The sequence below is a fragment of the Rothia similimucilaginosa genome, assembly GCF_029850875.1.
Lineage (GTDB): Bacteria > Actinomycetota > Actinomycetes > Actinomycetales > Micrococcaceae > Rothia.
This window is the reverse complement of record NZ_JAOVAM010000004.1, coordinates 159737-180158: the sequence shown is the minus strand read 5'-3', so window position 1 is coordinate 180158 and position 20422 is coordinate 159737. Positions and strand designations below refer to the sequence as shown.

The window sequence follows — 20422 nt, the reverse complement described above, 5'->3', positions numbered from 1 at the left end:
CTCCGCGCTATCATGACTCTGCAGATCTACGGTAACTTTCAAGGCTGCGGACGTATCGACATTGCTACTGATGGCTCTAGCGGCAAGATTGTGGGTGTCTGCCTCTGGGGCACCCCCGAATCCCACGAAGGTTCTTATGCTAACGAGCTCAAGCAGATTGGTACCTACTACAAGGCTCTCGGCTGTAAACCCTGATGTGATCCATTATGATGGAGCTGCATCTGCTCAAGTACCGCCCCGCACACAAGCGCTGGTACCTCTTCAACATCGGTGTTCTTGAAGAGTACCGAGGCAGTGGTATCGACTCCCAGCTCCTTGATTACGGTACTGAACGCATCGGCGACTACCCCGCCTACCTCGAGACGTCAACCTATGACAGTGCACGCCTCTACGAGTGCTACGGATTCCACTCTCTTGGGCCGCTATACGGTATCTTCTCTGACGCACACGCCGTCGACATGGTCCACCCCGGCACCGCTCGACCGAGATTGTTCAGTGTAACTTCTAAAACTTCCGGGCGCTAACACAAACCAATAAATGTATATAAAAAATCCGCCCCACTGTGAGCACTCGCACGGTGGGGCGGATTTTTATCTTTAAAGGATAGAGGAGCTTCTTATTGGAGCTCATCAGGGGCAGACATATCAGGCTGAATCTGATCCAGATTCGGGATAGAGCGCACCGTTGCTCCCAGGTAGAGCTCAACGGGAAGTATATCTTCAGGCTGGCTGATTGGGGGAGTGTCTGCCTCAGTACATTCTCTCTGCTGTAGCTCAATGAGCTCCAACAGACGCTGTGCGGTACGCTTCGCTATACCATCAATCGGCTGAACCACGGTCGCAAGCTCCGGCATGAGCAGCTGAATGCTCTGAGTGCCGTCGTAGCCAATCACTTGGAAATCCTCGGGAACGCGGATTCCGCGCGCACGCGCCCAGCCCAGGGTGAGAGCGGCGTAATTATCGTTCGAGGCGAAGACCGCCTCCACTGACTCGGGGCTCTCCGCACGCTCATCCAGGTAGCGGTAGAGCACCTCACGCTTGATGCCCAGTGGGGGGCGGAAGCCCAGCTCCACGAACTCCGGCATTAGATTAGTCTCAAGCATTGCCTCACGGTAGCCGCGCTGACGCTCATTGTGTTCACCCAGGGTCGAAGTCACGTGCACAATACTCTGCGCGCCTGTGGCGATCAGATGCTCCGTGGCGGCGCGAGCGCCTCCGTAGTTGTCGGAGCGGATGTTCGGGTAGAAGCCGCTTTCAAGGCGGTCTACGGTCACCAGGGGAGCTTGGGCGTGGGGAATGTTCACTAGCGCATCGGAATGGGCGCCGCTGATAATGCCGTCTACCTGGTTGGAGAAGAGCATCTCCAGGTAGCGCTTCTCTTGTTCGGGGTGGTCATCGCTATTGCAGAGAATGACCCGGTAGCCTGCTTCGGCCAGGTAGCTCTCGAGACGGTACACCATCTCCCCGTAGAAGGGGTTTGCGACCGTCGGGAAGATGAGGCCGACCGTCTGTGAGCGCTGACCCTGCAGGCTGCGGGCGATAGCGTTGGGCCGGTAGCCGAGTTCCCGCATTGCGTTGTGGACTTTGGCGCGGGTGCTTTCGCTGAGGTAGCCGCGGTTATTGAGGACGCGGGATACAGTGGTGGGAGAGACCCCTGCGCGGGCTGCAACATCGCTGAGTTTGGGCTTAGCCACAGGGGCTCCCTTCGGTGTGCTAAACGATTGACATATCTCTCTCTACTATACCCTCTCCACAGAATCTACCTGAGCCCAGAAAGCATGAAAAAGCGCTTTTCTACTGTGCCTTCCACTCCACCGGTTGGCAACCCCGGTCTACAGTACCGGAATAATCGGCACTCGAGCCCCCACCTCATGGGCAGAACCGCAGACCGAAGAATCATCTAACACCGCACAATGAGTAGCTGCTGCCAACGACGACAACATATGCGACGCTGACTTCGGTAGAGGATACGACACACCATCACGCACCAACACCGGTAACAGACGAACCCCCGCTGGCTTACGCAAAGTATCAACCGGCTCACCCAAAACAGCCGAATCCAGCTCCGGTAGGGACATGTCCCTCATACCAGCCAAAAGCGGTGGCAAATACGAATACAAAGCCGTGTATGCTGCCAAAGGATTACCCGGCAGACCCAACACAAAACGCTCACGACCAGAATTTGGGCCCGTCTCCGGAACCTGCAAGCGCGCGGCCAAAGCAGGATGACCCGGACGCACATCCACCGACTCAAACAGGTACGTCGCACCCATATCGTTGAGCACCTTACGCACCAAATCAACACCCGAGGTGCTCGACCCGCCTGTAAACACCAGCACACGAGCTGTAGATGTAGCTAAGAACGTGCGGAACTCAGACTCAACATCCGCCAAACGAGTTGAAGGGCGTGCCTCACAGCCTGCAGAAATAATCGCATGCTCCATAAAGCCGCCAAAAGCATCACGCACCTGCCCCGGCGCAGGCACACCAAAGGTAATAACCTCGTTACCCGTAAACGCACAACGCACCGGAATCGGGGAGTACACCGGCAACTCATCAAAACCATTCATGCCCAAAAACGCCGCCATACGCGCAGAAATACGGTCACCATGGCGCGCCAACAACTCGCCACGTTCCAACTCAACACCAGCATGGCGAATATCAGTACCAGGAGCCGGAGTCTCAAAACCCTCCGCCATATCCAGGTAATGAATACTGGACTGAGTCTCCAAATGAGCAGCTACACCAGGGCGAGACGAAGCCTCCGCACCCTCATACAGGCGCGAATGCTCCTCGCGCACAATTGCCTCAGTACCCTCAGGAATCAACCCACCCGTCAGAATCGGGGTGGCTTCCCCCGGTGCAATAGGAACTGTCAGACGGTGAATATTTGCGCGAGAATCCTCCGGATACGCCGGGGTCACCAGACGCCACGGAGGCGTACCCGCCACAGCGTAACCGTCCATCGCCGAAGAGCTGTAGTGGGGCACCGGCATCATCGAATAAACATCATCCGCCAAATAGTGGCCAATCGTCACCAGCAGCGGTAAAGACTCCGTCTTCACATGGTGAGCAATCTCCAGGCCCTGCTCATGCAAAATCTGGCGGGCCTGCTGCCACGAAACAGAAGGAATATGGTGAGACATCGTACCTCGTAAAAGTGTGTGCGGGACGCGCAACAGCGCGCGAGCTCAAAAACGCTACATGTACACGGCATCTAAAGCCAAGACTTATCACCTAGGGTACTCGTAGTCAGACCCTAATATCACACTGCGGTATCTCAGCTGCTAATAGCTTGACCAGAGCGACGTCGTATAACCCAGCGCCTGCGCCTGCTCCCACGTATCAACATCGGCGGTATCAGCGGCAGACATCTGAACCGCAGTAGGGTTCAGACGACGCAAAAAAGAACGAACAGAAGCGTCGGTGGTGCCGGCCGAAAACACCGAGCGAATCGCCCCAAAACGGTAAATACCAACCAGCGGCTGATAGATACCCTCAGAAACCCCCCAGAAACCTGCCGATGTTTCAGAATCAGTGAGGGAGAGAGCTGACTGTTCTGCATAAGCCTGCTCGACACTCTGCGCCGCAGTGATTAGTTGCTGAACCGCCGGGGCAATACGCGGAGTATCCACACCCAAAATCAGACACCAGTCGGGCACAGGAATCTGCGAGCGCTCACAATCGGCCGCAATACACTCCAAACCGGCATGAATCGCCGCGGCAGGCCCGGAAAACGGCGGATCCTCACGAGTACGTAACACCCCAGACGGCAATGGCAAGCTCTCAGGGCCCACCACCACGCGTGGGGATGCGGCGGCCACCGCCTTCAGAGCACAATCCAGCAGAGTGCTCGTACCATCAGACAAGGACGCCTTCGGCACGTGGTTCAGGCGGCGAGAAGCGCCTCCGGCGACAACGACTGCGGCGCATGAAAAATCGCCCTCAGCGGGAAGTACAGAACCGGGCATCTTATCCGCCCGCATTATCCACCCGCAAAGGGAGGCAGAACGTCCACACGATCGGCATCCTGTAGGGGCGCCTGAGTATCCGAACGGGCACCATTGACCAGGAACGAGCACTGCTCCATCACCTGCGCAAGAGTCAGACCCGAAGGGGTCGTACCCTCCAAACTCTGACCCAGATACTCAATCAGCGCACCAAGAGTCGCAGACGACAGCTGCGCCAGGGGCACCGACAGCTGCGCGATACCCGCCGCTGAACGTGCGGCAGCAAAAAAATGAACCTGCATAATGCTCCTCAATCCTAAGTCAGGGAACAGCCGAAAATCACGGGTGCAAGATGCCGGTAAAAAGCCTTATCCGGCACCTTCGGCTGATGAATCAGCGGTTTTTCTAGCCACCAATAGCGCTCATCGAGCGGCTCGCCTTAGCGAACTCCTCAATATCGAAGTCAGCGTCTTCTTTACCGTGGGCGCGCGGCTTAAACCACATGCCCTCACGCCAACGCAGAGCTAGCTGCTTATCGTTGGCACCAGAACGCAGAAGCTGCATCAAATCGGTCTCGGTGTCGGAGAACAAACAGGAGCGAATCTTACCGTCCGCCGTTAGGCGGGTGCGTGTGCACGCATTGCAGAACGACTCCGTCACCGAGGCAATAATACCCACACGCCCCAGCGACTCGGTATCGTCAGCCGGGAAGCCAGCCTCATCCAGGGCAGTACCGAGCGGGTATACCTCCCACAGCTGGGCGGGGGAGTCGCCACGCGCCTCCGCCACCGAACCCAGAACGTACTCAGCCGAGAGTTTCTCGCGAATTTCAGCGGCAGTAATCGTGCCCTCACGGGTCCAACGGTTATCAGCGTCCAACGGCATCTGCTCAATGAAACGCAGCTGATAGCCGCCCGCCAACGCCCAGCGCAGAAGCTCCGGAGCCTGGTCATCATTCAGACCCGGCATCAGCACAGCATTAATCTTGATGGGCCACAGGCCAGCCTCCGCTGCACCGTCAATACCCTTGAGCACGGCGTCGAGCTTATCTCGGCGGGTCAGCTCGGCAAAGGTCTCACGGCAAATCGTATCCAGAGAAACATTGATACGAGTCAGACCAGCCTCCGCCAGCGCGGAGGCACGCTTCTCCAAACCAATACCGTTCGTCGTAATAGCAAGCGGAACATCCGGATGCGCCTGATGGATGCGGGAAATAATATCCACTAAATCGGCGCGCACCAGCGGCTCGCCACCGGTAAAGCGGATCTCCTCAACGCCCAGCTCAGTAATCGCAATGTCGGCAAGGCGCGCAATCTCCTCGGCGGAGAGCAGATTCTCCTTCGGGAGCCACTGTAAACCATCCGCCGGCATGCAATAAATGCAACGAAGATTACATTTATCGGTCAGAGAGATACGAAGATCAGTCGCCACACGACCCCAACGGTCCAAGAGCGGACCGCTATTCGTAATATTCGGGAGCTTACGCTGTACCTTGACGCCACTCTCAGATTTTTTGGGCGTCACAAAAGCAGCCCCATTATCCTCCGCAGAAGATAAGGTGCTTAACATTGGGCCCGCAATGAGCTCAGAAGAGGCCGAATTTGCCGTGTACGCCATGTAAAACCTATGTGGAAAATTTGCATATTTCAGGTGACAATATGATTATTCCATGTTCCGGCGCCCGGTACATAGTGTGTGCAGGGTAAGTTACAACTGCGCCACCGCAGACCATCACGAGGAAAACAACACGTACAAGCTAGGGACGTACGCAAAACCTCGCACAGAGCCCGGACGGGGAAACACCTCACCACCGCAAGAGTACGAACCACTAAGGAAACAAATTTCATGAAGACCCCCCTCGCAGCTCTCAGTGCGCTCGCTGCTGCAACCCTCGCCCTCACCGGATGCGGCGCCACCCAGGGCTCCTCCTCCGCATCTGCAACGACCAGCCAGACTACCTCCGGCAAGATTGAGGTCTTTGCCGCAGCCTCCCTGAACAACGCCGGTGCAGACCTCGAAAAGGCGTACGAAGCCGCCAACCCCGGCGTAGACATCACCTTCGTCTACGAAGGCTCCGCAAAGCTCGTCAACCAGATCGAGCAGGGTGCAACCCCCGACCTGCTCATTACCGCAGACACCAAGAACATGGACAAGGCAAAGAAGCTCGACCAGTTCTCCAATTCCGAAACCAACGTTCTGGTCACCAATAAGCTCGTGCTCGTCACCGCCGAAGGTAACCCCGGCAAAATCAACAGCCTCGAAGACCTCAAGACCACCGAAGGTGTCGTCGCCATCTGCAAAGAAGATGTTCCCTGCGGCACCATCGCCCACCAGGAACTGAAGAAGCACGACATTACCCTCAAGAACGCAACCACCGAAAGTAAGGTCACCGACGTAGCAACCAAGGTCACCACCGGCAACGCCGATGCGGGCTTCATCTACACCACTGACCTCGCCGCAGCCAAGAAGAAGGGCGCCAACCTCGGCTCGGTCGAACTAACCGACGTGGAACGCAACGAATACCCCGCAGCGCTGAGCAAGACCGGCTCCTCCTCCGAGACCGCGAAGAAGTTCAACGAATGGTTGAAGAATTCCGACGAGGCGAAGAAGATTCTCACCGAGTACGGCTTCAGCACCGCAAAGTAATTCAACTCAGTAGGGAACAACCCGAGTCTCATCACCCATGACAGACACCACCGCTACCCATCGCAATGCCGGAACCTCACGCACACCCGGAAGCAGACTCTTCGCCTCCGTGCCTGTGCTCTCCCTGGTTCCGGCGTCGCTGGGTATTTTTCTCATTGCCGGACCGCTCCTCGGGCTCTTCCTTAACATCCCCTGGAGCCAGCTCGGTAGTATCTTCACCCCGCAGGTGCTCGGGGCGGCGAATCTCTCCCTTAACACCGCCGCCGCCTCCACCCTCATCTGCGGGCTTCTCGGTGCGCCTCTGGCGCTTGTGCTCTCCAAAGTGCTCAACCGCTCACGGCTACACCGGTTTGGGTCGGTGCTCTACGCCATCATCTACACCCCGGTCATTCTCTCCCCGGTGGTCTCCGGCCTCGGGCTACTCTTCTTCTGGGGACGCAAAGGCATGATTGGCACCTACCTCTACCAGGCAGGAATCTCCATCCCCTTCACCCCCAACGCGGTAATTATCGCCCAGGTCTTCGTCGCCCTACCCTTCTTCGTTGCCACCGCGGTCACCACCCTGCAGGCTATTCCCCGCGAATACGAAGAAATTGCCCTCGTTGAAGGCGCTAAACCCGCAGAAATCACCTTCAAAGTGCTACTACCCCTCGCCGCTCCCGGTCTCGTTACCGCATTCCTGCTCTCCTTCGCCCGAGCGCTCGGCGAATACGGTGCAACCGTCACCTTCGCTGGTAACGTCCAAGGTAAAACCCAAACTATACCCCTGGCCATCGACCTAGCCATTAACAGCAGCGACATTCCCAGCGCCCTCGGAAGCGCCCTGATTCTCATTAGCCTCTACTTGGGAATCTTCGGGGTCCTCGGCCTAATTCGCGCTCTAAAAAAACTACGCGAAAGCACTCGATAAGCTGCTCCGCCGCTTGCACCGCACGCCACCCGACACACACCGGTCCTTAGGCAAAACTGCATTTACCAGCCCACAAAAACACACCTACACTAGTCATAACCACCGCCGCACGATTGGAATCGCCATGATTTCCCCCGAATTCAACGGAACCCCCAGCACCGAGGAATACCGCGCCTACCTGGCGCTACTGCTGCGTGAAGTCTTCATCGGCACCGCAGAAACGGTTCCCCTCTACCACGCGGCAGGACGCATCCTCGCCCAAGACATCACCGCACGCATGGATGTACCCAGCTTCGACAACTCCCAAATGGACGGCTACGCACTCACCGCCGAAGCCGCAGACCGCGAAGACCGCATCTTCACCGTCGGGCGCGAAATTCCCGCCGGACGCCCCCTCCAGCGTTCCCGATCCTCCGACGACCTGACCTACCCGATCATGACCGGCGCACCCATCCCCAAGGGATACGACGCAGTCATCCCTGTTGAACAGTCCGAACGCATCGAATACCCCAATCTACCCGAATCCTTTGGCCGCTCCAGTGAAAAGGTCAAACTTGCTCCCGGTAAACCCGGACAATTCGTGCGCCGCCGCGGCGAAGATGTCGTCACTGGCCAGGTCCTTGCACGCGCCGGTGAACGCATTACTCCCGCTCTGCTTGGTGCGCTAGCCTCCCAGGGATACGCACGCCTGACCGTCGCGGCGGGTCCCCGTGTGCTCGTGTGCACTGGCGGCGATGAGATTCTCTCCGGCGTTGAAGAAGATGGAAACGCCACCACTCAGGAACTCGCTCAAGGCCAGATTTTTGACGCCAATGGCCCCATGCTCACTGCTATGCTCCGCGAAGATGGCGCTCAAGTACGCCGTATTGCTATCGGTGATGACCCTATTGAGCTACTGCACCGCCTCACGGCAGAATACGAAAGCTTCAAACCGGACATCATCATCACCTCGGGTGGTATCAGCCACGGCAAGTATGAGGTGGTCCGCAACGCCATCGCCAAGGTGCACGAAGCGGACATTCTGGTGCCCGTCTCTTGGTTTGGACACGTCAGCCAACAGCCCGGCGGCCCCCAAGGCGTGAACCTGCTCGACTTCAAGGGGCACCGTGTGCCCATGATTTCCTTCCCCGGAAACCCAGTGAGCACGCTCATCTCGTACGCGCTAATTCTGCGCCCTTACTTGCGTGCCGGCGGCCCCTACGGTGTGCCCTACGCGGTTGCCTCCGAACAAGCGACCTTGAATAACGCACCGCGAGGCGTGCTCGTCACCGAAACCCCGCTTACCGCTCCGGCGACCAAGCGCCAGTTCCTGCGCGGCACCCTCGCCATGGTCGAGGTCGAGCCCGGAACCTACCGGGTGGAGCTCTATCCGGACGTCCTCTCAGGCTCGCATCTGCTGCACCGCGCAGCACAAGCAGATGTGCTCATTGAGCTGGCACCCGGAACTACCTACACCGGGGGAGAGGCAGTACCCTACCACCGTACTCGCCTCACCGATCACTAGCGAAATACCCCCCCCGCATTGTTCCTTGCGTGAACGACAAGGAATAATTGAGACTCATACTAAGTAATGATTCGCGGCAGAAGAATACCTCGCAGAAGCCAGGAGAAACGATGACCTCTACCTCGCAGCCCAACCAGGAACTGACCCACGTGCGCGCCGACGGCTCAGCACACATGGTGGACGTTACGGAGAAGTCGGTCACCACCCGCACTGCCCTGGCTGAGGCAATCGTACGCACCCGCGAAGACGTTATCGCCATGATTTTTGACGCTGACCTTCCCAAGGGTGATGCGCTTCCGGTTGCACGTGTTGCCGGCATCATGGGCGCTAAGCGCACCCCGGAAATCATTCCCCTCTGTCACCCGCTGCCCCTGGGCAAGATTACGGTGGACTTTGAGCGCGGCACCGACTTCGTGCGTATTGAGGCTTCAGTGAAGACCCGTGGCGTCACCGGCGTGGAGATGGAAGCACTGACCGCCGTTTCCTCGGCGGCACTGACTGTTTTCGATATGATCAAGGCAGTCGATAAGTACGCCGTCATCACCGACATTCGTGTTCTGGAGAAGAGCGGCGGCAAGTCCGGCGACTGGTCCGTCTGCAAGGACTCCTAAGCTGCGGCGGCGCACCCCCCGTCACCTGACAGATATAGAAAAGGAATTCCAATGAGTAGCGAAGACTACACCATGCAGGAGAACCTCACCGGCCTGGTTATTGTCGCCTCCACCCGCGCAGCCCGCGGCGTATATGAGGATAAGTCCGGCCCTATCGCTGTGGAGTGGTTGCGCTCGCGCGGCTTTGACACCCCGGACGCAGTGGTCATTGAAGACCGCGATATTATCGAGTACTTCAACGCCTTAGTGGCCGAGGGTAAGAAGAACGGTAACCTGCCGACGTTCATTCTGACCAGCGGTGGTACCGGTCTGAACTCTGACGACCAGACCGTGGAGGCGGTTCGCCCCCACCTGGATAAGGAAGTGCCCGGCATTATGCATGCCTTCTGGATGAACGGTCTGAAAAATGTTCCCGCGGCGGTGCTTTCACGCGGCGTGGCGGGCGTGATTGACCGTACCTTCGTGATGACTCTGCCCGGTTCGCGCGGTGGCGTGAAGGACGGCGTGGCAACCCTCGATCCGCTCGTTGAGCACATTTGCCGTCAGATGGAGGACTACCATGACCACTAAGTCGCAGAACGAAGAATCACTGGACCACTCGGGCGCGCACGGTGCCGAGCCGAGCGGCTCGACCGTGGTGTTCACCGATATTACGGAGGCGCCCCTGGAACCGCTGTACGCGGCGGCTAAAGCTGAGGTCATGACTGATGCCATGGGTGCCCTGGTAATTTTTGACGGCATTGTGCGCAACCATGATCACGGTAGCGCGGTGCGTGGGTTGTCCTATAGCGCGCATCCGCAGGCTCGTGAGTATATTGCGGAGGTTGCCGCCGAGGTTGCTACCGAGCTGGACGGTGTACGTCTGTGGGCTGTGCACCGTGTGGGTCCGATTGCTATTGGCGAGTCGGCTCTGACCGTAATGGCGGCAGCGGCTCACCGTGGCCGTGCATTTGATGCCTGCGAGCTGGTGGCTGATCGGGTGAAGGCTCGTGTGCCGATTTGGAAGGAACAGGAACTGCTCGATGGAAGCATCGAGTGGGTTGGTGTGGATACTTCGCCTGCTTAGCCTTCTGAATATTCTGAATATAAGCCTGTCAGGGGGATTTCTCTCGGGCAGGCTTATTCTCCTTGATGCTTGGATCCCTAATAAAGTTCAAGCCACCTCTACTATTTGATGCGAGGAACCCCCCCCATGTCTTCTCACACCTCTCGTAGCGCGAGCGAGCTCTCTGCCGCTGAGCGTGCGTTCTACTCTCGTCAGCTGATTCTGCCCGAAATGGGGTATGAGGCTCAGCTGGCACTCAAGGGTGCACGTGTTGTGGTGTTGGGCGCTGGTGGTTTGGGTGCTCCCGCGCTGTTGTACCTGGCGGGTGCTGGTGTCGGTCAGATTGTGGTGGTTGATGATGACGTCGTGGATGATTCGAATCTGCACCGCCAGGTGATTCATACGCACGCCAGGGTGGGTAATTCTAAGGCTGAGTCTGCCGCTGAGTCTTTGCGCTCGCTAAATCCTTTTATTGAGGTTGTACCGGTGCGTGAGCGTTTGACAGAGGCGAATGTTGATGCGCTTTTGTCTGACGCTGATTTGGTGCTGGATGGTAGCGATAATTTTGAATCGCGTTATGTGGTGTCGGCGGCGGCTGCGCGTGCTGGGATTGCGCATGTGTGGGCTGCGATTCTTGGTTTCGATGCGCAGTTGAGTGTGTTTTGGGCGGGGCACGGTCCGGTATATGAGGATTTGTACCCTCATGCTCCTGCTGCCGGTAGTGTGCCTTCGTGTAGTACCGCTGGTGTGGTGGGTGCTATGGCTGGTGTGGTGGGTGCTGCTATGGCTATGGAGGCAGTGAAGCTGCTGACCGGGGTGGGGGAGCCGCTCATGGGTGAGGTTGGCCTATATTCGGCGTTAAGTGGGAGGTGGGAATATATACCTCTTGTGGCTAGTGTGCAAGCTGTACCTAAGAAAAGTGTCGTTTTGTCCCAAGAAACGAGTTATATGCCCAAAAATTCTGTAACAATTCGTAATATTTCTCAGGATTTTGCTAGCTCTTCGACGGATTCGATGCCTCGTCCCATAAGTGCCCAGGACTTTAAAAAGCTGTCATCGGATGAAAATATTGCCCTTTTGGACGTTCGTGAGCAGGTGGAATTCAAAGCTTTTGCTATTGAAGGCGCTATTAATCTTCCTCTGACTGAGTTGCTGGAGGCCAGTCGAAATAGTGGTTTAAAGGCCCTGATTGAGCGTAAAATCCCTGCAAATGCCCAGAAAATTGTTATTTACTGCACTGGATACGCTAGAACGGTTGAGGCGGCTCGCGAAATTGCCCCTTTGGTAGGGCCTTCTGTGTATATGTTGGAGGGTGGAATTTCTGCCTGGCTTACGGTCTAAAACACCCTTATCTCACATGAATTAAGTAAGGTTTTTATCTTGTATTTTCCATGCCAAATATCAGATATATTGGGCAGTATGGAACAAGCATCACAGATTAAGGGCCCGGACGGCCCCCTTACCGATCAGCTGATCAAGTTCGGTAAGTTTTTCTCCCGCTGGGATGAGACTGAAGACGGCCGCGCCGTCTTCCGTGAAGGCGGCCGCGAGGGTGACGCCTTCTACCGCGACCGTTGGAGCCACGATAAGGAAGTTCGCTCTACCCACGGCGTGAACTGCACCGGCTCCTGCTCCTGGAAGGTGTATGTCAAGGACGGCATTATCACCTGGGAAGCACAGGAAACCGACTACCCCTCGGTTGGTCCCGATCGCCCCGAGTACGAGCCCCGTGGTTGCCCCCGTGGTGCCTCATTCTCGTGGTACACCTACTCTCCCACCCGCGTTAAGTACCCCTACGTTCGCGGTCTCCTGCTGGAGATGTACCGCGAAGCGAAGGCAATCCACAATGATCCCGTGGACGCCTTCCACTCCATCGTGTCTGACCCCGCCAAGCGTGCACGCTACGTTAACGCACGCGGTAAGGGTGGTCTGGTGCGCTCGACCTGGGCTGAAGCTCTCGAACTGATGGCTGCTGCTCACGTGCACACCATCAAGTACTACGGCCCCGACCGTAACACCGGCTTCACCCCGATTCCGGCAATGTCCATGACCTCCTTCAGTGCGGGTGTTCGCTACATCCAGCTGACCGGTGGCGTGATGACCAGCTTCTACGACTGGTACGCCGACCTTCCCGTGGCTTCCCCGCAGGTCTTCGGCGACCAGACCGATGTGCCCGAGTCTGGCGACTGGTGGGACGCTGCATACCTCATCATGTGGGGTGCAAACGTTCCGCTGACCCGTACCCCGGATGCTCACTGGGTCTCCGAGGTCCGCTACCGCGGTACCAAGGTTGTCACCGTGAGCCCCGACTACGCCGATAACACCAAGTTCGCTGACGAGTGGCTGCCCGCCCAGGCAGGTACCGACGCAGCACTGGCTATGGCGATGGGCCACGTTATCCTCAAGGAGAACTACGTCGACCAGCGTGTCGAGTTCTTCGAGGACTTCTCCCTGACATACACCGACCTTCCCTTCCTGGTCACCCTGGAAACCCGTGAGGACGGCGTGAAGGTCCCCTCCAAGTTCCTGACCGCAGCAAAGCTCGCTGGTGAGGCTGAGCAGCCGAACGCTGACTTTAAGCCCGTGCTGATGGACCGCGAGACCGGTGAGGTCTTCGTGCCCAACGGCACCATGGGTCACCGTTACGCTCAGGAAGACCAGGGCAGGTGGAACCTGGATCTGCAGGGTCGTAAGCCGATTCTGTCGATTCGCGACCTGCCCCAGGGCCAGACAGCAGCTGCAGAGATTAAGATGCCGACCTTCGATAACCCGAAGGGTCACGGCGACGTCATTACCCGCGGTGTGCCTGTAGCATACGTTGAAGGCCACGAAGTCACCACTGTCTTCGACATCATGCTGGCACAGTACGGTGTGGGCCGCGAGGGCCTGCCCGGTACCTGGGCTAAGGACTACGAGGACTGGAACGTTCAGAACACCCCGGCATGGCAGGAGCAGATTACTTCTGTCCCCGCCGAGGCTGTTATCCGCGTTGCCCGCGAGTTCGCTAAGAGCGCCCTGGATTCCGGTGGCCGCTCCATGATTATCTTCGGTGCAGGTATCTGCCAGTGGTACCACGCTGACACCACCTACCGCGCTATCCTCGCCTTGCTGAACCTGACCGGTTCCCAGGGCCGTAACGGTGGCGGTTGGGCTCACTACGTGGGCCAGGAGAAGGCACGTCCGCTGACTGGTCTGACCAACATTGCTAACGCTCTGGACTGGAGCCGTCCGCCGCGTCACATGATCGGTACCGGCTTCTGGTACATGCACACTGACCAGTTCCGTCAGGATGCATACTCCACCGATTACCTGCAGTCCCCGCTGGCTAAGGGTGAGTTGCGCGATGTTCACACTGCTGACGTTGTGGCACGCTCCGTGCGCATGGGCTGGATGCCGTTCTTCCCGCAGTTCCCCGAGAACTCGCTGGAACTGGCTGATAAGGCAGAGCAGGCAGTGGCACGCGGCGAGGCTTCCTCGAACGCGGACTACATTGCACAGCGACTGAACTCCGGTCACTTGGAGTTCTCCGTTGAGGACGTCGACAACCCCATCAACTGGCCTCGTACCCTGACCCTGTGGCGTTCGAACCTGTTCGGTTCCTCCGCTAAGGGTGAGAGCTACTTCCTGAAGCACCTGGTCGGTAGCATGGACAACGTTCAGGGTTCCGACTCGGAGAAGCACCCGAACGAAGTGAAGTGGGTCGACGACGCACCTCAGGGCAAGCTGGATCTGCTGGTCACCTCGGACTTCCGTATGACCTCCTCGACCCTGCTGTCTGACATCGTTCTGCCGACTGCTACCTGGTACGAGAAGCACGATATCTCCTCGACCGATATGCACCCGTTCCTGCACGCGTTCTCCCCGGCAATTGATCCGCCGTGGGAGGCAAAGACCGACCACGAGACCTTCAAGGCTCTGGCATACGAGTTCACTCGCCTGGCTAAGAAGCACCTCGGCGTCCGCAAGGACATCGTTTCGGTTCCGCTGCTGCACGACACTCCCGGCCAGATTGCTCAGCCTGGCGGTCACGCACCCGACTGGAAGAACACCCCCGGTATGGTGGGCGTGCCCGGCAAGAACATGCCGAACTTCGTCACCGTCGAGCGTGACTACGGCGCACTGTACGATATGTACACCACCGTTGGCCCGCTGTTCGATAAGCTCGGTGCCACCACCAAGTTCATCACTTACGATCTGAAGGACGAAGTCGCGAAGATGGCTAAGGAATTCGGTGTGATGGACTCCGGTAAGGGCGCAGGCCGTCCGGCACTGGATACCGACGTGAAGATTTCTGAAGCAATCCTCATGATTTCCGGTACCTCTAACGGTGAGGTTGCTGTTAAGGGCTTCAAGGAGCTCGAGAAGCAGACCGGTCTGCACCTGATGGACCTGGCAGAAGGTAACGAGGAACGTCGTATTACCTTCCCCATGACCCAGGCCGCACCGCAGCCCGTGATGACTTCCCCCGAGTGGTCCGGTTCGGAGACCGGTGGTCGCCGTTACGCTCCGTTTACCGTCAACATCGAGAAGAAGAAGCCGTTCCACACTCTGACCGGCCGTATGCACTTCTTCCTCGACCATGACTGGATGCACGAAATGGGCGAGGCTCTGCCGATTTACCGTCCGCCGCTGGATATGACTGGCCTGTACAACGAGCCTGAGCTCGGTACTACCGACGGTGTTTCGGTTGCTGTTCGCTACCTGACCCCGCACAATAAGTGGGCAATTCACTCGCAGTACTTCGACAACCACTACATGCTCAGCATGTTCCGTGGCGGTCCGACTGCGTGGATGAGCCCGCAGGATGCTGAGAAGATTGGCGTCAAGGACGGCGAGTGGATTGAGTGTGTGAACACCAACGGTGTCTTCGTGGGCCGTGCGGTTGTTTCGCACCGTATGCCCGAGGGCGTCTGCTTCGTTTACCACGCTCAGGAGCGTATGGTTAGCCCGAAGTCTGAAGTCACCGGTAAGCGCGGTGGTATTCACAACTCGGTGACCCGTATTCTTCTGAAGCCCACCCACATGATTGGTGGCTACGCTCACCAGGCGTTCGCCTTCAACTATCTTGGACCGACCGGTAACCAGCGAGACATCGTCTCGTACATCCGTCGCCGTAAGTCCCAGGAGGTAACTTTCTAATGCGCGTTATGGCACAAGTTGCTATGGTGATGGCGCTCGATAAGTGCATCGGCTGCCACACCTGCTCCGTGACCTGTAAGCAGGCATGGACGAACCGAGCCGGTACCGAATACGTCTGGTTCAACAATGTTGAGACTCGTCCCGGTCAGGGTTACCCCCGCCGTTACGAGGATCAGGAGAAGTGGAAGGGTGGCTGGGTGCTGAACAAGCGCGGTCGTCTGGAGCTCAAGAGCGGTAACCGCTTCCAGAAGCTCTTCACGATTTTCGCTTCCCCGATTCAGCCCGAGCTGAACGACTACTACGAGCCCTGGACCTACGACTACCAGAACCTGACCAGTGCTCCTCTGGGTGATGATTTCCCGGCTGCTAAGCCGGTCTCCCTCATCACCGGTGAGGACACCAAGGTTGAGTGGGGTATGAACTGGGACGACAACCTGGCTGGTGCGACCGAGTACGGTCATCTGGACCCGCTGGTGGAGAAGGTCCGTAAGAAGGCTGAGGACAAGATTAAGTTCGAGTTCGAGCAGACCTTCATGTTCTACCTGCCTCGTATTTGTGAGCACTGCTTGAACCCCTCCTGCATGGCTTCTTGCCCCTCCGGCGCTATCTACAAGCGCGCTGAGGACGGTATCGTGCTGGTTGACCAGGACCGTTGCCGTGGTTGGCGTCAGTGCATCACTGGTTGCCCTTACAAGAAGGTGTACTTCAACCACAAGACGGGTAAGGCTGAGAAGTGTACCTTCTGCTACCCCCGTATTGAGGCTGGTATCCCGACTGTATGTGCTGAGACCTGTGTTGGTCGTATGCGCTACATCGGCATCTTCCTCTACGACGCAGACCGCGTGACTGAAGCTGCTTCGGTTGAGGATGAGAAGGACCTCTACGAGGCTCAGCTGTCGCTGATGCTTGATCCTTCGGATCCTGCTGTGATTGAGCAGGCTCGTAAGAACGACATCCCCGATGCGTGGATTACTGCGGCTCAGAAGTCGCCCGTGTACAAGCTGGCGAAGGAGTGGAAGGTGGCTCTGCCCCTGCACCCCGAGTACCGCACCATGCCCATGGTTTGGTACGTACCCCCGCTGTCTCCGATTGTTGACCTGCTCAAGGAGCAGGGCCACGATGCGGAGAACAGCAACAACCTGTTCGGTGCTATTGAGTCTCTCCGTATTCCGGTTGAGTACCTTGCTGAGCTGTTCACCGCAGGCGACACTGAGGTTATTACTAACGTTCTGCGCCGCCTGGCTGCGATGCGTTCGTACATGCGTGATATCAACCTCGGTGGCGAAGGCAACGAAGAGATTGCTCAGGCTGTTGGTATGACCGGTCAGCAGGTGTACGAGATGTACCGCCTGATGGCTATCGCTAAGTACAACGAGCGTTACGTCATTCCGAAGGCTCACATGGAGGACGCCCACAACCTTGAGGAAATGGGTTGCTCCCTGAGCGTGGATGGCGGACCCGGCATGTACGGCGATGCGTTCAACGACATGGAGGGTCGCCCGACTCCCGTGTCCACCGGTGTCTACGAGGCTAACAACAAGGTTAGCTTGTTCAGCTGGGACGGTTCTTCCCGTCCTGATGGCCTCTTCCCGAACACCACCGGAAAGAAGTAATAAGTGGCTGGATTCTTTTCCAAGCTCATGGGCAAAGCCAGTTCCGAGGCTGCTGTCTCGGAGCCGGCTCAGCCGGAGAACCCGTTCGATATCGATTACGGTCCCGGCGAGGATATGGACTCGGTAATCTACCAGGTGAGCGGTATGCTCCTGGGCTACCCCGATGAGGAAACTCTGAAGGTTCTGCCTGAACTGGTGGAGATTACCGCTTCCACCCAGAATGAGGCTTTCATTGCTGCCGTTGATGCGGTTCAGCAGTGGCTGACTTCTAAAGACCTGGAGGATGTGCAGTCCGAGTACGTGCAGGAATACGACCTTTCGCGTCGTCATTCTCTGCACCTGTCCTACTGGACCGATGGTGATACCCGCCGCCGTGGTGAGACTCTTCTGCGTTTTAAGCAGATGTACCGCGACTCCGGTATGTTGACCGTTTTGAACGGTGAGCTTCCGGACTACCTGCCGCTGGTGCTGGAGTTTTGTGCGTTGGTGGATCGCCGTAAGGGCCGTTCCGCTTTGCAGGCGTACCGTCCGTCCCTTGAGCTTCTTCGTCTGTCCATGAAGGACGGAAATCTGCCCCACTACGGGTTGTTGCAGAGCATCTGCGATACCCTTCCTGGCGTCTCTCCGGAGACTCAGGAGGAGGTTCAGAAGATGGCTGGCTACGGCCCTCCCGTCGAGACCGTTGGCTTGAATGGTTACGCTGATCATCAGCTGCTCCAGCAGGCTTCGGCTCGTTCTAACTAGTTTTATCCCTTGTGAGGAGACAACACGTGTACGTACTTGCTTCTGAGAACGCAGGACATGCTGCACAGGCTGTAACCGATCCGGGTATTGTGGACATCCTGCTGTGGGGCGTTCTGCCCTATGTTGCGCTGGTGGTTCTGATTGGTGGCACCATCTGGCGTTACCGTACTGACCAGTTCGGATGGACTACCCGCTCGTCCCAGGTCTATGAATCGAAGCTGCTGCGCATCGCTTCGCCCCTGTTCCATTACGGTCTTGCGGCCGTTTTCCTTGGTCACGTTGGTGGCCTGGTGGTTCCCAAGTCGTTTACCGACCTGTTCTTGTCGGAAGATGCTTACCACATGACGGCGCTGGTTGCAGGTTCTGCAGCAGCGATTGCGACCATTATTGGTATGTTCATTCTGATTGGTCGCCGTGCTTCGAACTCTCGTGTTCGTTCGGCTACCACTCGTAATGACGTCCTAATGTATGTCGTTTTGGTTCTAGTGATTCTCGCTGGCACTGCGGCTACTCTGCTTTCGGCTGTGAACCCCTCGGGCGGTTTGCCTCCGGTGAATGGTCACGAGGTTCACTTCAACTACCGTGAGACCATCGCTGTTTGGTTCCGTTCGCTGTTCTACTTCCACCCTGAGGTAGCTTTGATGGTGAATATTCCCGTGGCTTTCAAGATTCACATCGTGGTGGCTATGGTTCTGTTCATCATTTGGCCGTTTACCCGCCTGGTGCACGCACTGACTGTGCCCCTGCACTACCTCTTCCGCCCCTACACCGTGTACCGCTCTCGTGGCGGCCAGCGTGTTGGTGCACGTCGAGGTTGGGATCCGGTTGGTACTCTCCCGCGTGAGCGCGCCGACCGCTAATACACATATCCATATTGCAAAAGAGGAAATATGAGCACCCCTGCTGCACCGAGCTACGACCTGAAGAATGGTCAGCTCCGTAACGTTCTGCTTGCAACCTTCGCCTCTACCATTGGTTTCTGGGCGTGGACCGTTGTTGGCCCGCTGGCCAAGATGTATGCAAAGCAGATGCACCTGGACGCTGGTATGACCAGCCTTCTGGTTGCTATGCCGATTTTCATCGGCGCTATCGGCCGTATTCCCGTTGGTGGTCTGACCGACCGCTACGGTGGTCGTATTATGTTCACCGCTGTTCTGGCGATTAGCGCACCCCTGGTCCTCCTGGTTGGTGTTGCTGGTCAACTGAACTCGCTGCCCATGCTGCTTGTTGTGGCGTTCTGCCTGGGTATTGCGGGTACCGTGTTCGCTGTGGGTATTCCCTTTAGCTCCGCATGGTATGACGCTTCCAAGAAGGGTTTTGCGACCGGTGTGTTCGGTGCCGGCATGGTGGGTACTGCAATTTCTGCATTCGCTACCCCCCGCCTGGTGCAGGGTATTGGTTACTTCCAGACTCATGTTCTGATTGCTGTTATCTGTGCTGTAACCGCTGCTATCTCTTTCTTCTTCTTGAAGGATTCTCCGGCAACCATCGGCCGTGAGGTTACTCCGCTGATGCCGAAGATTGTTCAGGCATTCAAGGTGAAGACCACTTGGCAGCTGGGCTTCCTCTACGCTGTTGTGTTCGGTGCGTTCGTGGCATTCTCGAACTACCTGCCCACTTACCTGAGCAACATCTACAGCTTCAACGCTAACGACGCTGGTATGCGTGCGGCTGGCTTCGTGGCTGCTACCGTGATTGCTCGTCCCTTCGGTGGTGTTCTGGCTGATAAGTTCGGTCCGAAGATTATCTCCCTCATCTCCCTGGGCGGTGTGGTGATTCTGGCAGTTATTACCGCGTTCCAGCCTGATGCTGAGCACGTGTATGGTGCTGTCTTCATCCTGATGGGTGCTCTTCTGGGCCTGGGCCACGGCTCGGTCTTCGGCTGGGTGGCTCGTGCAGCTGATCCGAAGAACGTTGGTGCGGTGTCCGGTGTGGTTGCTGCTGCTGGCGCTCTGGGTGGTTTCTTCCCGCCGCTGGTGATGGGTGCAACCTACAACCAGGCTGAGAACAACTACTTCATCGGTCTGATGTTGCTGGCTGTGACTGCGGCTCTGGCTTTCCTGTCGGCATTCCTGGTGCCGCACGGTGGCAAGCCTGACCACGCTAAGTAGGGTCTTCTAATACATCCTTCTGTGGGATGTACTGTGAAGTTTGCTTTGATTGCGTCCGGTTCGTTTTCTCTTCGGAGAGAACGAGCCGGGCTCTGTGCGTTTCTGCTGTTTTTCGTCTAGCAGGGGGAGGGGGTTTAGCGGGGCAGACGA

General features: G+C 57.4%; 19 protein-coding genes. 14 read left to right on the top strand and 5 right to left on the bottom strand.

Annotated features, from left to right (window positions below; genetic code table 11):
• Nucleotides 1-12 precede the first annotated feature (12 nt).
• Nucleotides 13-195 (top strand): hypothetical protein, encoded by a 183-nt coding sequence (locus tag QFX05_RS04640; RefSeq protein WP_279741333.1) that lies wholly within the window; start codon nucleotides 13-15, stop codon nucleotides 193-195.
• 11 nt (nucleotides 196-206) lie between these two features.
• Nucleotides 207-524 (top strand): GNAT family N-acetyltransferase, encoded by a 318-nt coding sequence (locus tag QFX05_RS04635; RefSeq protein WP_279741331.1) that lies wholly within the window; start codon nucleotides 207-209, stop codon nucleotides 522-524.
• Nucleotides 525-616: 92 nt separating this feature from the next.
• On the opposite strand, the gene QFX05_RS04630 is transcribed toward QFX05_RS04635, so the two are convergent.
• From QFX05_RS04630 to moaA, 5 genes are all read right to left on the bottom strand, one after another.
• A complete protein-coding gene (locus QFX05_RS04630) occupies nucleotides 617-1693 on the bottom strand; it encodes a LacI family DNA-binding transcriptional regulator (RefSeq protein ID WP_279741329.1) in 1077 nt (358 codons plus the stop codon).
• Nucleotides 1694-1831: 138 nt separating this feature from the next.
• Nucleotides 1832-3145, bottom strand: a complete 1314-nt coding sequence (locus QFX05_RS04625) for a molybdopterin molybdotransferase MoeA (protein WP_279741328.1) — start codon at nucleotides 3143-3145, stop codon at nucleotides 1832-1834.
• Nucleotides 3146-3286: 141 nt separating this feature from the next.
• On the bottom strand, nucleotides 3287-3985 hold the full coding sequence (mobA, locus tag QFX05_RS04620; protein ID WP_279741327.1) for a molybdenum cofactor guanylyltransferase: 699 nt from the start codon (nucleotides 3983-3985) through the stop codon (nucleotides 3287-3289).
• Entirely contained in the window at nucleotides 3985-4251 is a 267-nt protein-coding gene (locus QFX05_RS04615) for a MoaD/ThiS family protein (protein WP_279741326.1), read from the bottom strand. The genes mobA and QFX05_RS04615 overlap by 1 nt, the downstream gene beginning before the upstream one ends.
• A 103-nt stretch (nucleotides 4252-4354) precedes the next feature.
• Nucleotides 4355-5566: a GTP 3',8-cyclase MoaA gene (moaA, locus tag QFX05_RS04610; protein ID WP_279741324.1), complete on the bottom strand. Its 1212-nt coding sequence runs from the start codon at nucleotides 5564-5566 to the stop codon at nucleotides 4355-4357.
• A 228-nt stretch (nucleotides 5567-5794) separates the two neighbouring features.
• Between moaA and modA the strand changes: the two genes are divergently transcribed.
• The 12 genes from modA to QFX05_RS04550 all read left to right on the top strand — a co-directional run bounded on the left by modA (nucleotide 5795) and on the right by QFX05_RS04550 (nucleotide 20272).
• Nucleotides 5795-6595, top strand: coding sequence for a molybdate ABC transporter substrate-binding protein (gene modA, locus QFX05_RS04605; RefSeq protein ID WP_279741322.1), 801 nt, complete (start codon nucleotides 5795-5797; stop codon nucleotides 6593-6595).
• Nucleotides 6596-6632: 37 nt separating this feature from the next.
• Nucleotides 6633-7505, top strand: coding sequence for an ABC transporter permease (locus tag QFX05_RS04600; protein WP_279741320.1), 873 nt, complete (start codon nucleotides 6633-6635; stop codon nucleotides 7503-7505).
• A gap of 124 nt (nucleotides 7506-7629) precedes the next feature.
• Nucleotides 7630-9009 (top strand): molybdopterin molybdotransferase MoeA, encoded by a 1380-nt coding sequence (locus QFX05_RS04595; protein WP_279741318.1) that lies wholly within the window; start codon nucleotides 7630-7632, stop codon nucleotides 9007-9009.
• A 110-nt stretch (nucleotides 9010-9119) separates the two neighbouring features.
• A complete protein-coding gene (gene moaC, locus QFX05_RS04590; RefSeq protein ID WP_279741317.1) occupies nucleotides 9120-9620 on the top strand; it encodes a cyclic pyranopterin monophosphate synthase MoaC in 501 nt (166 codons plus the stop codon).
• A 51-nt stretch (nucleotides 9621-9671) separates the two neighbouring features.
• Nucleotides 9672-10190, top strand: coding sequence for a MogA/MoaB family molybdenum cofactor biosynthesis protein (locus tag QFX05_RS04585; protein ID WP_279741316.1), 519 nt, complete (start codon nucleotides 9672-9674; stop codon nucleotides 10188-10190).
• Nucleotides 10180-10686, top strand: coding sequence for a molybdenum cofactor biosynthesis protein MoaE (locus QFX05_RS04580; protein ID WP_279741314.1), 507 nt, complete (start codon nucleotides 10180-10182; stop codon nucleotides 10684-10686). Before QFX05_RS04585 ends, QFX05_RS04580 begins: the two co-directional genes overlap by 11 nt.
• Nucleotides 10687-10812: 126 nt before the next feature.
• Entirely contained in the window at nucleotides 10813-12006 is a 1194-nt protein-coding gene (locus QFX05_RS04575) for a ThiF family adenylyltransferase (protein WP_279741312.1), read from the top strand.
• 78 nt (nucleotides 12007-12084) lie between these two features.
• Nucleotides 12085-15804: a nitrate reductase subunit alpha gene (locus QFX05_RS04570; protein WP_279741311.1), complete on the top strand. Its 3720-nt coding sequence runs from the start codon at nucleotides 12085-12087 to the stop codon at nucleotides 15802-15804.
• Nucleotides 15804-17417, top strand: coding sequence for a nitrate reductase subunit beta (narH, locus tag QFX05_RS04565; RefSeq protein WP_279741310.1), 1614 nt, complete (start codon nucleotides 15804-15806; stop codon nucleotides 17415-17417). Before QFX05_RS04570 ends, narH begins: the two co-directional genes overlap by 1 nt.
• A gap of 3 nt (nucleotides 17418-17420) precedes the next feature.
• Complete coding sequence (gene narJ / locus QFX05_RS04560; protein ID WP_279741308.1) at nucleotides 17421-18161, top strand: nitrate reductase molybdenum cofactor assembly chaperone; 741 nt, start codon at nucleotides 17421-17423, stop codon at nucleotides 18159-18161.
• Nucleotides 18162-18187: 26 nt separating this feature from the next.
• A complete protein-coding gene (narI, locus tag QFX05_RS04555; RefSeq protein WP_279741306.1) occupies nucleotides 18188-19021 on the top strand; it encodes a respiratory nitrate reductase subunit gamma in 834 nt (277 codons plus the stop codon).
• A gap of 30 nt (nucleotides 19022-19051) precedes the next feature.
• Entirely contained in the window at nucleotides 19052-20272 is a 1221-nt protein-coding gene (locus QFX05_RS04550) for an MFS transporter (protein WP_279741304.1), read from the top strand.
• Nucleotides 20273-20422: the final 150 nt, after the last annotated feature.

Bases quoted from the DNA above. Each gene is read 5' to 3' on its own strand.
- QFX05_RS04640 (WP_279741333.1), top strand. From the start codon at position 13: ATGACTCTGCAGATCTACGGTAACTTTCAAGGCTGCGGACGTATCGAC.
- QFX05_RS04635 (WP_279741331.1), top strand. From the start codon at position 207: ATGATGGAGCTGCATCTGCTCAAGTACCGCCCCGCACACAAGCGCTGG.
- QFX05_RS04625 (WP_279741328.1), bottom strand. From the start codon at position 3,145: ATGTCTCACCATATTCCTTCTGTTTCGTGGCAGCAGGCCCGCCAGATT.
- mobA (WP_279741327.1), bottom strand. From the start codon at position 3,985: ATGCGGGCGGATAAGATGCCCGGTTCTGTACTTCCCGCTGAGGGCGAT.
- QFX05_RS04615 (WP_279741326.1), bottom strand. From the start codon at position 4,251: ATGCAGGTTCATTTTTTTGCTGCCGCACGTTCAGCGGCGGGTATCGCG.
- moaA (WP_279741324.1), bottom strand. From the start codon at position 5,566: ATGGCGTACACGGCAAATTCGGCCTCTTCTGAGCTCATTGCGGGCCCA.
- modA (WP_279741322.1), top strand. From the start codon at position 5,795: ATGAAGACCCCCCTCGCAGCTCTCAGTGCGCTCGCTGCTGCAACCCTC.
- QFX05_RS04600 (WP_279741320.1), top strand. From the start codon at position 6,633: ATGACAGACACCACCGCTACCCATCGCAATGCCGGAACCTCACGCACA.
- QFX05_RS04595 (WP_279741318.1), top strand. From the start codon at position 7,630: ATGATTTCCCCCGAATTCAACGGAACCCCCAGCACCGAGGAATACCGC.
- moaC (WP_279741317.1), top strand. From the start codon at position 9,120: ATGACCTCTACCTCGCAGCCCAACCAGGAACTGACCCACGTGCGCGCC.
- QFX05_RS04585 (WP_279741316.1), top strand. From the start codon at position 9,672: ATGAGTAGCGAAGACTACACCATGCAGGAGAACCTCACCGGCCTGGTT.
- QFX05_RS04580 (WP_279741314.1), top strand. From the start codon at position 10,180: ATGACCACTAAGTCGCAGAACGAAGAATCACTGGACCACTCGGGCGCG.
- QFX05_RS04575 (WP_279741312.1), top strand. From the start codon at position 10,813: ATGTCTTCTCACACCTCTCGTAGCGCGAGCGAGCTCTCTGCCGCTGAG.
- QFX05_RS04570 (WP_279741311.1), top strand. From the start codon at position 12,085: ATGGAACAAGCATCACAGATTAAGGGCCCGGACGGCCCCCTTACCGAT.
- narH (WP_279741310.1), top strand. From the start codon at position 15,804: ATGCGCGTTATGGCACAAGTTGCTATGGTGATGGCGCTCGATAAGTGC.
- QFX05_RS04550 (WP_279741304.1), top strand. From the start codon at position 19,052: ATGAGCACCCCTGCTGCACCGAGCTACGACCTGAAGAATGGTCAGCTC.